The following is a 15,084-nucleotide window of genomic DNA, read 5'->3' as shown; positions in this document are numbered from 1 at the left end:
TCCGCGTCGAAACGACTGAACAGGAGCCCACGGTGGCATCGGATACGCAAGACCTGGTTGCGGCGCTGCGGGGATCGCTGGTCGACAACGAGCGCCTGCGGCGGCAGAACAGGCGCTTCATGGCGTCCCTGAACGAGCCGGTCGCGATCGTGGGGATGGGCTGCCGTTTCCCCGGAGGCGTCCGCAGCCCGGAGGACTTCTGGGACCTGCTGGTCTCGGGCACGGACGCGGTGACGGGCTTCCCGGGGGACCGGGGCTGGGACAGCGGCGTGCTCGGCGCCCTGGGCCTGGACGGCGCGACCTCGTCCGCCGCGCAGGGCGGCTTCATCCATGACGCCGCTGACTTCGACCCGGCCTTCTTCGGGATCAGCCCGCGTGAGGCACTGGCGATGGATCCGCAGCAGCGGCTGCTGCTGGAGACCTCCTGGGAGGCGCTGGAACGGGCCGGGATCGAGCCCCGTTCGCTGCACGGCAGCCGGACCGGGGTCTTCGCCGGCGGCAGCTACCTCGGCTACGGCACCGGCCTGGAGGGCAGCGGCTCGGAGGGATACCTGCTCACCGGGACCGCGGCCAGTGTGATCTCGGGCCGGGTGTCCTATGCGCTGGGCCTGGAGGGGCCGGCCGTCACCGTGGACACCGCGTGCTCGTCCTCGCTGGTGGCGCTGCATCTCGCGATCCAGTCACTGCGCTCCGGGGAGTGCACGCTGGCGCTGGCCGGCGGGGTGACCGTGATGGCGACGCCGGGATCGTTCGTCGGGTTCGCCCTGCAGCAGGGGCTGGCCTCCGACGGGCGGTGCAAGTCCTTCGGGGCCGGTGCGAACGGCACGGGCTGGGGCGAGGGAGCCGCCGTCCTGGTGGTGGAGCGGCTGTCCGAGGCGCGCCGGAACGGGCACCAAGTGATGGCCGTGGTTCGTGGCAGCGCGGTGAATCAGGACGGCGCCTCGAACGGGCTGTCGGCGCCCAACGGTCCCTCGCAGCAACGGGTGATCCGGGCCGCGCTGGACAGCGGCCGGCTGTCGCCGGCCGAGGTGGACGTGGTGGAGGCGCACGGGACCGGGACGACGCTGGGCGATCCGATCGAGGCGCAGGCGCTGCTGGCGACGTACGGTCAGGACCGGCCGGAGGGCTGGCCGTTGTGGCTGGGGTCGGTGAAGTCCAACATCGCGCACACCCAGGCCGCGGCGGGGGCAGCCGGGGTGGTGAAGATGGTGCTGGCGCTGCAGCACGGTCTGCTGCCGAAGTCCCTGCACGCCGAGGAGCCGTCCCCGCAGGTGGACTGGGACAGCGGCCAGGTCCGGCTGTTGGCCGAGGCAGTGCCGTGGCCGGCGACCGGCAGCCCGCGGCGGGCGGGGGTGTCGGCGTTCGGGATCAGCGGGACCAACGCCCACGTGATCATTGAAGAGGCACCCCCGATCGGGGCCGAGGGCGAGGCCGAACCCGTCGCGCCGTCGGACCGCTCGCCCCGGGTACTGGTGGGAGTCCCTGCGGCCTGGCTGCTGTCCGGGCACAGCGAGGCCGCTCTGGCGGCACAGGCCGCACGGCTGGCGGCCTCGGTCCAGGCGCGCGCTGGACTGGATCCGGTGGACCTGGCCTGGTCGCTGGCGACGACGCGGTCGGTGTTCGGACATCGGGCCGTCGTCCTGGGTTCCCACCTGGACGAACTGGTCCCGGGTGTCCGGGCGTTGGCCGCGGGCCAGCCGGCGGCAGGCGTGGTCGCCGGGGCGGCTCCGGCCGGCCGGCCCTGCCGGGTCGGGTTCCTCTTCGCCGGGCAGGGTGCCCAACGGGCGGGAATGGGACGTGAGTTGTATGCGGCGTCGCCGGTCTTCGCGGCGGCGTTCGACCAGGCGGCCGGTCTGCTGGAGGCCGAGCTGGGAGAGCCGATCCGGGACGTCGTCCTCGGCGCGAGCGACGCGGACGCGGACCGCGCGGATCAGACCCTGTTCGCCCAGACCGGTCTGTTCGCGGTGGAGGTCGGGCTGGTCGCGCTGCTGGCGGCGGCCGGGATCGTGCCGGATCTGGTGGCCGGTCACTCGGTCGGCGAGATCGCTGCCGCCCACGCGGCCGGGGTGCTGAGTCTGCAGGACGCCTGCCGACTGGTGGCGGTTCGGGCCCGGCTGATGCAGGGGCTGCCGGAGGGCGGGGCGATGGCCGCCATCGGGGCCGGCGAGGCCGAGTTGGCCGCCGTCCTGGAAGGGGTGCCGGAGGTTTCGCTCGCGGCGGTGAACGGCCCGGAGTCGGTGGTGGTCTCGGGTGAGGCCGCCGCCGTCGACGCGTTCGTGGAGATGTGGCGGGAGCGGGGACGACGGGTGCGCCGGCTGCGGGTGAGCCATGCCTTCCACTCGGCCCGGATGGATCCGGTACTGGACGAACTGGGCGGACTCGCAGAGCAGTTGGAGTACACGGTGCCGAAGGTGCCCTGGGTGGGGGCGTTGCACGGCGAACTGGTCGCGAAGCCGGAGGCCGGGTACTGGGCCGCTCAGGCCCGGCAGCCGGTCCGGTTCGCCGACGCCGTGACTGCCATGGCCGCGCGGGGGGTCTCGGTGTTCATCGAGATCGGTCCGGACGCGACGCTGTCGGCCCTGGGCGCGGCCGTGCTCGACCCGGGCGCGCGGTTCATCCCGATGCTGAACCCCGACCTCCCGGCGGCCGAGGCGGCGCTGACCGGGCTGGCCCGGGCGCACGTCCAGGGCGTGCGGGTGGACTGGTCGGCGGTCCTGACACCGGGGAACCGGACCGAACTGCCCACCTACGCGTTCCAGCACCAGCGGTTCTGGCCGCAGGGCGCGACGACGGCGACCGCCGGGCAGCGTCACACGGGCGGCGGGACGGAGGCGGAGGCGCAGTTCTGGGCGGCCGTCGAGCACGGCGATCTCACCGGTCTGGCCGGCGCCCTGGAGGTCGACGGGGAGCAGCCGTTCAGCGAGGTGCTGCCGGTGCTGGCGTCATGGCGGCGTCGGGACCGGGAGGAATCCGCGGTCGCGGACTGGCGGTACCGGGTCTCCTGGGTACCGGTCCGGGATCCGGAGCCGGCCGCGCTCACCGGAACCTGGCTGGTGCTGACCGGTATGGCCGGGCGGGACCAGGCCGGCGCCATGGTCCGGGTGATGACCGATCAGGGTGCCCGGCCCGTCGTGGTCCGGGTCGACGCCGCGGACGTCTCCCGCGAGGCGCTGGCGGCCCGGATCGCTGACGCCCTTTCCGATGGCCCGCCCGCAGGTGTGCTGTCCTTGCTGGCCCTGGAGGAGTCCCCGCTGCCCGGCTTCCCCGAGGTGTCGGTGGGGTTGGCCGGTTCGACCGGCCTGGTCCAGGCATTGGGCGACCTCGGTGTCGCGGCCCCGCTGTGGCTGCTGACCCGGGGCGCGGTGGCCGCGGGCGCCCAGGAGGTGCCGGCCGGTCCGGTTCAGGCGCAGGTGTGGGGTCTGGGACGAGTGGTGGGCCTGGAGCATCCGGACCGCTGGGGCGGGCTGGTGGACCTGCCGGCGGTCCTGGACGAGCGGGCCGCCACCCGGTTGGTCGGCGTGCTGGCCGGGCGCGCCGAGGACCAGGTGGCCGTCAGGCCCACCGGGATCCTGGGCCGGCGGCTGGTGCGCGCCCGCCGTCCGGCCGGTTCAAGCGAAACGGTCGTGGAGCAGCGGTTCTCCCGGGGAACGGTGCTGGTCACCGGGGGTACCGGAGCGATCGGCAGGAAGCTGGCCGACTGGCTCGCCGAGCGCGGCACCGCCCGGACGGTGCTGACCAGCCGCTCCGGACCCGCTGCCGCCGGTGTCGCCCGGCTGGTCGCGCGATCGGCCGAGGCGGGGACGGCGGTGGCGGTCCTGGCCGCCGATGTGGCCCGCCGGGGCGAGGTGGCCGGGCTGCTCGGCTGGATCGCCGCGCAGGGGCCGGCGCTGACCGGGGTCATGCACACCGCTGGGGTCCTGGACGACGGGGTGCTGGACCGGCTGACCCCGGAGCGGCTGACCGGGGTGCTGGCGCCCAAGGCCGCTGCGGCGGTCCATCTGGACGAACTGACGGCGGGTCTGGACCTGTCGGCGTTCGTGCTGTTCTCCTCGGCAGCGGCGACGCTGGGCGGCGGAGGGCAGGGCAACTACGCGGCGGCCAACGCCTTCCTGGACGCCCTGGCCGAGAACCGGCGCGGACGTGGCCTGGTCGCCACCGCACTGGCCTGGGGACCGTGGGCCGGCGGCGGCATGGCCGAGTCCGGCGCGGCGGTCAGGCAGCGGCTGGACGGCGGGCTGCTGCGGGCCATGGACCCCCTGCAAGCCCTGAAGGTGCTGGGACAGGCGATGGAGGAGGCCGAGACCGCGCTGACCGTGATGGACGTCGACTGGATCCAGATCTCCGCGGCGCTGGGCGATGTGCGGCAGGTCCCGCTGCTGCGGGAACTGTCCGACGTCCACGCGCTCGTCCCGGTCAACGGGCCGGTCCCGGAACCGCCGGGGGCCGGACAGGCGCTCGCCGAGTTGGCCGGGCTGCCCGCTGAGGAACAGGAGCGCAGGCTGCGCGCCCTGGTCCGGGGCCAGGTGGCCAGGGTGCTGGGCCACTCGGACGGCGACCAGGTCGGCGATCGGACACCGCTGCGGGAGCTGGGCTTCGACTCGCTCACCGCGGTGGAGTTCCGCAACGCGCTCGCCGCCGTCACCGGGCTGGCGCTGCCCACCACGTTGATCTACGACCATCCCACTGTCGCCGCGCTGGCCGCCCATCTGCGTGCCGCGCTGGCTCCACCGGCGGTCGACCGGTTCGTCCTGCTCGCGGAGTCCATCGACCGCATCGAGAACGACCTCAACCGACTGGCCGCCGGATCCAAAGAACGCGACCACCTGCTGGACCAGCTGCGCGGCGTCCTCTCCCGGGGCGCCGAGACCGGTACCCGGACCGCAGCCGCAGAGCTGGCCGACGCCGGCGCGGACGAACTCTACGACTTCATCGACACACAGCTGGGTCTGTGACCGGTGGCACCCGCCGGCGTCCGCGCCCGAGGAGGACTTCATGACCGACGACAAGATGCTCGGCTACCTGAAGAAGGTCACCGCCGAGCTTCAGGACACCCGGCAACGGCTCGACCACCTGCGCGCCGAGGCGCGCGAGCCGATCGCCGTCGTCGGCACGGCCTGCCGGTTCCCGGGCGGCGTGGACTCCTCGGCCGCGCTGTGGGAGCTGGTGGCCGGCGGGGTCGACGCGATGACCGACTTCCCCGCTGACCGGGGCTGGGACCTGGAGGGGTACTCCGCGTGGGGACCGCTGCCGGTGGGCGGCTTTCTGGACGACGCCGCCGGTTTCGACCCCGGCTTCTTCGGGATCTCGCCGCGCGAGGCCTTCGCGATGGACCCGCAGCAGCGGCTGGCGCTGGAGTGCTGCTACGAAGCGCTGGAGCACGCCGGCCTCGACGTCTCCCGGCTGCACGGTTCGGACACCGCCGTCTACCTGGGCACGAACGGCCAGGACTACCCGGTGCTGCTCGGCGCGGCGACCGACGCCGCCGACACCGAGGGCCATGCCGCCACCGGGAACATCGCCTCGGTGCTGTCCGGCCGGGTGTCCTACGTACTCGGCCTGGAGGGGCCGGCCGTGTCGGTGGACACCGCGTGCTCCTCATCGCTGGTCGCGCTGCACCTGGCGGCGCGTGCACTGCGCGCCGGCGAGTGCTCGCTCGCGCTGGTCGGCGGAGTCACCGTGATGTCCACCCCGGGCGCGTTCGTGGAGTTCCAGCGGCAGGGCGGACTCGCCTCCGACGGCCGCTGCAAGGCGTTCGCCGAGGAGGCGGACGGCACCGGCTGGGGCGAGGGCGCCGGAGTACTGGTGGTCGAACGGCTGTCGGACGCACAACGCCTCGGGCACCGGGTACTGGCCGTGGTGCGCGGCACCGCAGTGAACTCCGACGGCGCGTCCAACGGACTGACCGCGCCCAACGGCCCCTCCCAGCAGCGGGTGATCGCCCGGGCGCTGGCCGACGCCGGGCTGCGGGCTGCGGACGTCGACGTGGTGGAGGCGCACGGCACCGGCACCGCACTGGGCGACCCGATCGAGGCCCAGGCACTGCTGGCCGGCTACAGCGGCGACCGCGCCGAGCCGGTCCGCCTCGGTTCGGTCAAGTCGAACATCGGACACACCCAGGCCGCCGCCGGCGTGGCCGGTGTGCTCAAGATGATCGAGGCGCTGCGCCACGGCGAGATCCCGCGCACCCTGCACGCCGAGCGGCGCACCCCGCACGTGGACTGGTCGGCCGGTGCGGTGGAACTGGCCACCGAGCACCGGCCGTGGCCGGAGACCGGCCGGCCCCGCCGCGCCGCGGTGTCCGCGTTCGGGATCAGCGGGACCAACGCGCATGTGATCGTGGAGCAGGCGCCCGAGGCCGAGGCGGATCCGCTCCCGGCGCGACAGTCCGACCTGCCGGTGCCCTGGGTCGTGTCCGGTGCCGAGCCCGCCGCAGTCACCGAGAACCTGGCCCGGCTGTCCGGGGTGGACCGGGATCCCGTCGACGTCGGCTGGTCGCTGGCCACCACCCGGGCGCCGCTGGCCGAACGCGCCGTGGTGGTGGGCGGGTCGCGGGCGGAACTGCTCGGGGCCGCGCCGCTGCGCGGTCGGGCCGGCGGCGAGCGACGGGTCGCGGCGGTGTTCTCCGGCCAGGGGGCGCAACGCCCGGGGATGGGGCGTGCGCTGGCCGCCCGGTTCCCGGTGTTCGCGGCGGCCTTCGACGAGGTGCTCGCGGAATTCGGCCCGGAACTGCGGGAGGCCCTGGCCGACGAGCGGGTGCACCGGACCGAGTTCGCCCAGCCCGCGCTGTTCGCCTTCGAGGTGGCCCAGTACCGGCTGCTGGAGTCCTGGGGGGTCCGCCCGCAGATGCTGGCCGGCCACTCCGTCGGCGAGCTGACCGCCGCCTATCTGGCCGGGGTGTGGTCGCTGCAGGACGCCTGCCGGTCGGTGGCGGCGCGGGCCCGGTTGATGGGGGCGCTGCCCGAAGGCGGCGCGATGGTCGCCCTGGACGGCTCCGAGGCTGCGGTCCGGGCAGTTCTGAGCGAGGGCGTGTCGATCGCGGCGGTGAACGGCCCGGATGCGGTGGTGGTCTCCGGGGCCGAGGCCGAGGTGCTCGCGGTCGCCGACGCCTGGACCGGCAGGACCAGCCGGTTGCGGGTCAGCCGGGCGTTCCACTCGGCGCTGATGGAACCGATGCTGACGGAGTTCGGCGCGGTGGCGCGCCGACTGAGCTACGCCCGGCCGGTGCTGCCCGTGGTCTCGACGCTGACCGGACGGCTCGCCCGCACCGAGGAGTTGACCGATCCGGAGTACTGGGTGCGGCAGGTGCGGGAGGCGGTCCGGTTCGCCGACGGGGTGACCGCGTTGCTCGACGCCGGGATGGACGCGATCGCGGAGGTGGGGCCGGGAGCGGCGCTCTCCGGCGCGGTGACCGGGATCGCCGGCGACCGGACGGTCACCGTGGCACCGCTGGGCCGGGACGAGGACGAGGTACGCGCCGTGCTGGCCGGGGCCGCACGGCTGTGGGTGTCCGGGGTGGACGTCGACTGGGCGGAGACGTTCACCGGGCTCGAACCGCGGCGGGTGGAGCTGCCCTGCTACGCCTTCCAGCGCGAGCGGTACTGGCCGTCCGCCCCGACCGTGCGGGTGGGCGATGTGTCCGCGGCCGGGCTGGCCCGCGCCGACCATCCGCTGCTGGGTGCGGTGGTGGGCCTGGCGGACGGCGGGTGGGTGCTGTCCGGGCGGCTGGCCCGGGACACCCAGCCGTGGCTGTCCGACCATGCGGTGCTCGGCGCGGTGCTGTTCCCCGGCACCGGGTTCGTCGAACTGGCGCTGCGGGCCGGCGAACTGGTCGGCTGCGACGCGCTGGAGGAACTGACCCTGGCCGCCCCGCTGCTCCTGCCCGAGCGCGGCGGGATCCGCATCCAGGTCGAGGTCCGGGACCGGGAGGTGCGGATCCACTCCAGCCCCGAGGACGCCGGTCCGGACGAGTGGACTCAGCATGCCGTCGGCGTCCTCAGCGACACCGTGTCCTCCGCTGACACCGAGCCCGCCGCGACGGAGTGGGCCGCCGCATGGCCGCCGCCCGGCGCCGAGCCGATCGACGTCACCGGCTTCTACGAGGGCTTCGCCCTCGGCGGCTTCGACTACGGCCCGGCCTTCCGCGGCCTGGTCGCCGCCTGGCGCGGAGCGCCGGACCGCGGTGAGGTGTTCGTCGAGGCCGAGCTGCCCCAGGAGGCGGGCGCGGCCGAGGACTTCGGGATGCACCCGGCGCTGCTCGACGTGGTGCTGCAGAGCATCGGCCTGCTCGCCCAGGGCGGCAGCCGGGTGCCGTTCGCGTGGGAGGGCGTCCGGTTGGCGGCCACCGGCGCCCGGCGGATCCGCGCCCGGCTCCGCCTGGGCGAGGGCGGCCTGGACGGCGGGATCGGGCTGACCGTGGTGGACACCGCCGGGAACCCGGTGCTCACCGCCGTGCGGGTCACCGTCCGGGAGATCGACCGGGACCAGCTCGCCCCGGCGGCGGTCGGCCGCTCCGGTGCGCTGCTGGAGCTGGACTGGACCCCCCTGGAGCTGCCCGAGGCCGCCGAGGCGGTCGCGCGGGCAACCGGGGTGCTGCTCGGCGCGGACGCGTTCGGACTGACGGTGCCGGCGCCGCCGCCGGGTGGGACGCCCGCGTTCGCGGTGCTGACCGTGGCCGGCGGCGAGCCGGGGGAACAGCTGGCGCGGGTGCTGGGTGAGCTGCAGCGGTGGCTGGCCGACGCGTCGCTCGCCTCGACCCATTTGGTGGTGGTCACCCGGGACGCGGTGCTGCCGGACGACGGCGCCCGCGTCGGTGGTCCGGCCCCGGTGGACGTGGCCGGCGCCGCGGTGTGGGGCCTGGTGCGGACCCTCGCCTCGGAGCACCCGGGGCGGGTCACCCTGGTCGACTGCGACGAGGCGTCCCTGCCGGTGTGGCCGACGGCGGTGGCGGCCGGTGTGCCGCAGCTGGCGCTGCGCGGCGGCCGGTGCTGGACGCCGGCGCTGGCCCGGCTCTCCGCCGATTTCGTCGTCCCGGAGGGGGAGTGGCGGGCCTGCTACGGGGGCCCCGGATCGGTGCAGGACGTCCGGCTGCTGCCCGCCGAGCGGCCGGGGCCCCTGGCCGCCGGGCAGGTGCGCATCGAGGTCCGGGCCGCCGGGATGGACGTACGGGATGTGCGCGGCGCGCCGGACGCGGATCGGGACGAGCCCGCGCCGCTGGGGCGGGAAGGCGCCGGCGTGGTCACCGAGGTGGGTCCCGGAGTCGAAGGATTCGCGCTCGGGGAACGGGTGTTGGGAATGTTCCCGGCTGCGCTGGGCTCGTCGGCGGTGGCCGACGCGCGACTGCTGGCAGCTGTTCCGGAGGGCTGGTCGTTCACTGACGCGGCGTCAGTGCCGCTCGCGGTCCTGACCGCGGCGCAGTCGGCGCGGCACGCCGGGTCCGACGTGGTCGAAGCAGACCCGGAGCGGACCGGGGACATGCTCGGCGAGCTCATGGAGCTGTTCCGGTCGGGGGCGGTCGCCCCGGTGCCGGTGACGGTGTTCGAGGCCGGGCGGGTGCGGGACGCGTACCGCTTCCTGCGGGACGCCCCGCAGGCGGGCAGGGTGGTCCTGCGGCTGCCCCGGCCCGTCAGCGGCCGGGTGCTGATCACCGGGGGGACCGGTGGGCTGGGTTCGTTGGTGGCCCGGCACCTGGTGGCCGCGCACGGAGTGCGCGAGCTGGTGCTGCTGAGCCGCTCGGGTGCGGCGCCCGAGCTGCAGCGGCAGCTGGAGGAGGCCGGCGCCGTGGTGCGGATCGCGGCCTGTGACGTGACCGACCGGGAGGCGCTCGCCCGGGTCGTCGACGAGGCCGGCGAGTTGGGCGCGGTGATCCACACTGCCGGGGTGCTGGACGACTCGACCATCGAGGGGCTCACTCCGGAGCGCCTGGACCGGGTGCTCGCGCCGAAGCTGCACGGCGCCGAACTGCTGGACGAGCTGACCCGTGGTCAGGACCTGAGCCACTTCATCGTGTTCTCCTCCATCTCCGGCACAGTGGGCAGCGCCGGGCAGGGCAACTACGCCGCCGCCAACACCGCGCTGGACGCGCTGATCCAGCGGCGGCGTGCGGCCGGCCGGCCGGGCACCTCGCTGGCCTGGGGGCCGTGGAGCACCAGCTTCGGCATGACCAGTGGGCTCTCCGCGGCCGACATCAGCCGGATGCGCCGTGGCGGGGTGGTGCCGTTCACCGAGGACACCGGCAAGGCCGCGCTGGACGCCGCGCTACGGGACGGCGCGGCCCTGCTCGTCCCCTTGCTGACCGCCCCGCCGGGGTCCGCCGTCGATGTGCCGCCGATGCTGGCAGGCGTGGTGCGACCGGCCCGCCGCATCGCCGCCGGGGCCGTGTCCGGCGCCGCGCTGGCCGAGCGGCTGCGTGCGCTGCCGCCGGAGCGGCGCGCCGAGCTGGTGATCGACCATGTGCGCGCCGAGGTGGCCACCGTCCTCGGATTCGGTTCGGCCGAACGGGTGGACCCGCTGCGCTCGTTCAGCGAACTCGGGTTCGACTCGCTGACCGCCGTGGAACTGCGCAACCGGCTCGGCGCGGCTGGCGGGGTGCGCCTGGCGAGCACGGTGGTGTTCGACTACCCGACGGTCACCGCGCTGGCCGGGCACCTGCTCCGGAGGTTCGAGCCGGCCGGCGTCGACCGGCCCGACGAGTACCGCTACGTCCTCTCCTCCGAGCCCGGAACCGGCCGCGGGGACGACGCCGTCTCGGGGCTGCCGCTGGGCGTCCTGTACCGCCAGGCGGCCGTGGCGGGCCGGGCGGAGGAGGCCATGGCGCTGATCACCCGGCTCGCGACGTTCCGGCCGATGTTCTCGGACGCGGGGGACCTCGCCGGCCTCCCGCGACCGATGGCGGTCTCGCGGGGGCCGGCGCCGTCCGGGATGGTCTGCCTGCCCTCGTTCTTCGGCCGTTCCGGCCCCCAGGAGTACGGCCGGCTGGCAGGGCGGTTCCAGGGCATCCGACCGGTGTCGGTGCTCTCCGAGCCCGGATTCCGGCAAGGGGAGCCCCTCCCCGCGAGCCTGGCGGACCTCGTCCGGGTGCACGCCGACATCCTGGGCCGGTCCCAGGGGCAGGTCCCCCTCGTCCTGCTGGGGCATTCCAGCGGCGGACTGGTGGCCCACGCTCTCGCCCGGCACCTGGAGGACACCGGCCGGCCTCCGGCCGCTCTGGTCCTCCTCGACACCTTCCCGCCACCGAAGAAGGGACTCGCCGGCTTCCACTGGTCCGGCTTCCTCGACGTGGCTCTCGACCACAACTCCCATGACATCGACGACGACGCCTGGCTGACCGCGATGGCGCACTACTTCCTGTTCGACTGGCAGGAGATCGGCGAGTCGGCCGTCCCGACGCTGCAGCTCTGGGCCACCGACCCGATCCCGGGGGCGCTGGAACCCACCGCCCAGATGTCGTCCTGGGTCTTCTCCAGCCGCTCCACGGCCGCCGAGGTGCCCGGAGACCACTTCTCGATGCTGGGCGAGCACGTGGACACCACCGCGGCCGCGATCGACCAGTGGCTGACCGAGCTGTGAACCGCAACCGTCCTCAAGGAGTCGAAGCATGAGCACCGATCCGAGCGATCACCGCCTGGCCGTCGTGGGCGGCGGGGTGATGGGCACGAACATCGCCGCCCTGGCGATCGGCCACGGCGTCCCCGTCGTCCTGGTCGACGTCAGCGAGGAGCTGCTGGCCCAGGCGGAGGAGACGATCGCCTTCAAGCTGCGGCACGCCCAGCTGATGGGCAGACTGCCGGCCGACCGCACGCCCGCGAAGCTGCTCACCAGCCTGTCGACGGCGGACACGGCCGACGCCACGACCGTGATCGAGGCCGTCACCGAGATCGCGGACACCAAGGCCGAGGTGATCGGCGAGGTCTCCCGGATCGTCCGGCCCGGGACCCTGCTGATCTCCAACACCTCGTGCATCCCGATCGACGAGTTGGCGTCTGCGGCGGCCCGTGCCGAGGAACTGGTCGGCGTGCACTTCATGAACCCCGCCTACATGATCACCATGGTCGAGGTGATCCGCGGTCCGCGCACCAGCGACGCCACCATGACGGCCGTCAACCATCTGCTGGAGACCCTGGGCCGCACCGGCCTGGTGGTGAACGACGCCCCCGGATTTGTGATCAATCAGCTGCTTCACCCGCTGATCAACAGCGCGGCCAGGCTGGTCCAGGACGGCGTCGCCCCGGTCGAGGTGGTCGACGGCCTGCTGGAAGGCTGCCTCGGCCATGCGACCGGGCCGCTGCGGACGGCCGACCTGATCGGCCTGGACAACCTGGTCGACTCCCTCAACGTGCTCTACGAACGGACCGGCGACACCGCGTGCCGGCCCTGCGACCACCTGCTGGACCTGGTGGACGCGGGCAAGTTCGGCCGGAAGACCGGCGAAGGATTCTACGACTACCGAAAGTTGGCATCATGACCGACCGGACCACCGAGACGACTCCGCTGACGGCCGAGGCCGTCGAGAGCGCGCTGACCGGCTACCTCACCGAGAAGATCAAGACCGGGATCAAGGCCGACGACGACATCTTCGCCTCCGGCCTGGTCTCCTCGATGTTCGCCATGCAACTGGTCGTCCACCTGGAGTCGACCTACGACCTCGCGATCATCGGGCCCGAGCTGAAGCTCGACAACTTCCGAACGGCCCGGGCGATGGCGGCGCTGGTGCTGCGCCTGACCGAGGACGGCGTGGCCGCCGATGCCTGAGCCGGACCGAGTGCCGGACCCAGTGCCGCCGACGCGCGTGCTGGACGACGAGCGCTCCCTGATCGGTGAGCTCATCGGTGACCAGGCCGAGCAGTGGGACCTGGAAGGCGAGCTGCCGGTGGACCTGCTGCGCAAACTCGGCGCCCGGGGCCTGCTCTGCGCCGAGGTCCCCGCCCCGCTGGGGGGCCTCGGCCTGGACAGCGGGCAGAACGGCGAACTCACCGCCTACGTCGGCAGTCTGTGCAGCTCCACCCGCTCCATCATGACCTCGCACGGGATGGCCGCCTGGATGGTCTCCCGCTTCGGGGACCGGGCGCAACGGCGCGCCTGTCTGGGCGAACTGACCAGTGGTCAGCTGGCCGCCGTGGGCTTCAGCGAGCCCGGCGCCGGAAGCGACCTGGCCGCGATGCAGACCCGGATCCGGCGCGACGGTGACAGCGTGGTCGTCACCGGTGAGAAGAAGTGGGTGACCGGAGCCCGGTACGCCGACCACCTGTTGATCCTCGGCCGCCAGGGTGAGGAGGCCGGCGTGGTCGTCGTCCCCGCCTCGGCCCCCGGGGTGGAGCTGGTCCCGATCACCACGCCGGTGCTCGGCTGCCGCGCCGCCGGGCACTGGAACATCCGGCTGAACGACGTCCGGCTCCCGGCCGACCACCTGCTCGGCGGTGGCGGCCAGGACCTGTCGATGCTCTTCACCACCGCCCTCTCCTACGGCCGGATCTCGGTCGCCTGGGGCTGCACCGGGATCGTCCGGGCCTGCCTCAAGGCGGCCACCGAGCACGCCCGGCACCGCCAGCAGTTCGGCAAGCCGATCGGCGAGCACCAACTGGTGGCCCGTCACCTCGCCGAACTCCTGGTCGCGGAACAGGTCTCGACCCGCGTCTGCGAACACGCCAGTGCGGCCTGGCAGTCCTTCGCGCCCGAGATGGTGATGGCGACCGTGCTGGCCAAGCACGTCAGCGCCGGGCAGGCCGCGCACAGCGCCGCCGCCGCCGTCCAGGTCCTCGGCTCGGCCGGGGCGATGGACGGGCATGTGGTCGCCCGTGCTTACCGCGACGCCAAGCTGATGGAGATCATCGAGGGCAGCAACGAGATGTGCCAGCTCATCCTGGCCGAACACGCCCTGGCCAGCCGGTAGTTCCGACACGAGCAGCACCGACCCCGAACCGCGCCGACCCCGAGGATCCCGGTCCCGTACGGAGGCCCCGCATGTCCGAAACACCCGTTCTCGTCAAGTGCCTGGTCTGGGACCTCGACAACACCCTCTGGCAGGGCACCCTGCTGGAGGACCAGGACGTCCACCTGCCCGACGAGGTGCGCGCCGTCATCGTCGAGCTCGACTCCCGCGGCATCCTGCAGTCCGTGGCCAGCAAGAACGACCACGACCTGGCCTGGAAGCGGCTGGAGGAGCTCGGTGTCGCCGAGTACTTCCTGGTTCCGCAGATCGGCTGGGGCCGCAAGTCCGACGCGGTGGCCGCGATCGCCAAGGAGCTCCAGTTCGCGCTCACCACGATCGCCTTCGTCGACGACACGCCCACCGAGCGGGCCGAGGTGACCTACCACGCCCCTGAGGTCCGCTGCTACACCGAGCAGGACGTGCTCTCCCTGGTGGACCGGCCGGAGTTCAGCCCTGCTGTCGTCACCGTCGACGCCCGCCGCCGTCGGGAGATGTACCAGGCCAATGCCCGGCGCACGGTGGAGAAGGACTCCTTCAACGGCCCGGACGAGGACTTCCTGCGCTCCCTCGACCTGGTGATGGCGATCAAGCGCGCCGACGAGGAGGACCTGTTCCGGGTCGAGGAACTCACGCTGCGCACCAGCCAGATGAACGCAACGGGGGTGCACTACTCGGACCCTGTCCTGCGCGGTCTGCTGGCCGACCCCGGCCATGAGGTGCTGACCATCACCCTCTCCGACCGCTTCGGCCCGCACGGCGCGGTCGGCGTGCTGCTGATGGAACGCCACCCCGCTGTCTGGCACCTCAAGCTGCTCGCGACCTCCTGCCGGGTGGTCACCTTCGGCGCCGGGACGGTGCTGCTGAACTGGCTGGTCGACCAGGCCGCGCAGGGCGGTGTCCACCTGGCCGCCGACTTCCGGCCGACCGACCGCAACCGAATGATGGAGATCGCCTACCGCTTCGCCGGCTTCGCCCAGGACCCCTGCGACTGCCTCGACGGGATCGAGAGCTTCACCGACGGCGGCGACATCCAGTGCCTGCACCTGGTCACCGCGCGCCGCGAGGGCCCGACCACCATGCGGCTGGTCTCCCCGGATCTCACCCACCCGGATCTCACCCACCCGGATCTCACGCCCCCGCTCTGACTCACCCGATCTGAC

At 73.7% G+C, this 15,084-nt stretch carries 6 protein-coding genes; all 6 read left to right on the top strand.

The features are described from left to right. The first annotated feature begins 32 nt into the window (after positions 1-32). On the top strand, positions 33-4,952 hold the full coding sequence (locus TR46_RS45165) for a type I polyketide synthase (RefSeq protein ID WP_201776461.1): 4,920 nt from the start codon (positions 33-35) through the stop codon (positions 4,950-4,952). A 40-nt stretch (positions 4,953-4,992) separates the two neighbouring features. Then, a complete protein-coding gene (locus TR46_RS45160) occupies positions 4,993-11,565 on the top strand; it encodes a type I polyketide synthase (protein ID WP_052433192.1) in 6,573 nt (2,190 codons plus the stop codon). A 28-nt stretch (positions 11,566-11,593) separates the two neighbouring features. Then, entirely contained in the window at positions 11,594-12,460 is an 867-nt protein-coding gene (locus TR46_RS29700) for a 3-hydroxyacyl-CoA dehydrogenase family protein (protein WP_042407424.1), read from the top strand. After that, complete coding sequence (locus TR46_RS29695; protein WP_042407422.1) at positions 12,457-12,747, top strand: methoxymalonate biosynthesis protein; 291 nt, start codon at positions 12,457-12,459, stop codon at positions 12,745-12,747. The genes TR46_RS29700 and TR46_RS29695 overlap by 4 nt, the downstream gene beginning before the upstream one ends. Further along, complete coding sequence (locus tag TR46_RS29690; protein WP_084719049.1) at positions 12,740-13,885, top strand: acyl-CoA dehydrogenase family protein; 1,146 nt, start codon at positions 12,740-12,742, stop codon at positions 13,883-13,885. Before TR46_RS29695 ends, TR46_RS29690 begins: the two co-directional genes overlap by 8 nt. A 71-nt stretch (positions 13,886-13,956) precedes the next feature. Then, entirely contained in the window at positions 13,957-15,069 is a 1,113-nt protein-coding gene (locus TR46_RS29685; RefSeq protein WP_042407416.1) for an HAD-IIIC family phosphatase, read from the top strand. Positions 15,070-15,084 lie beyond the last annotated feature (15 nt).

The organism is Streptacidiphilus carbonis, assembly GCF_000787775.1.
In the GTDB taxonomy this organism is placed as follows: Bacteria; Actinomycetota; Actinomycetes; order Streptomycetales; family Streptomycetaceae; genus Streptacidiphilus; species Streptacidiphilus carbonis.
Note: the sequence above shows the minus strand (reverse complement) of the source record. Positions and strands in the feature narration are given on the sequence as shown.

Excerpts from the sequence above, each read along its gene's own strand:
- TR46_RS45160 (WP_052433192.1), top strand. The coding sequence starts at position 4,993 with ATGACCGACGACAAGATGCTCGGCTACCTGAAGAAGGTCACCGCCGAG.
- TR46_RS29690 (WP_084719049.1), top strand. The coding sequence starts at position 12,740 with ATGCCTGAGCCGGACCGAGTGCCGGACCCAGTGCCGCCGACGCGCGTG.
- TR46_RS29695 (WP_042407422.1), top strand. The coding sequence starts at position 12,457 with ATGACCGACCGGACCACCGAGACGACTCCGCTGACGGCCGAGGCCGTC.
- TR46_RS29700 (WP_042407424.1), top strand. The coding sequence starts at position 11,594 with ATGAGCACCGATCCGAGCGATCACCGCCTGGCCGTCGTGGGCGGCGGG.
- TR46_RS29685 (WP_042407416.1), top strand. The coding sequence starts at position 13,957 with ATGTCCGAAACACCCGTTCTCGTCAAGTGCCTGGTCTGGGACCTCGAC.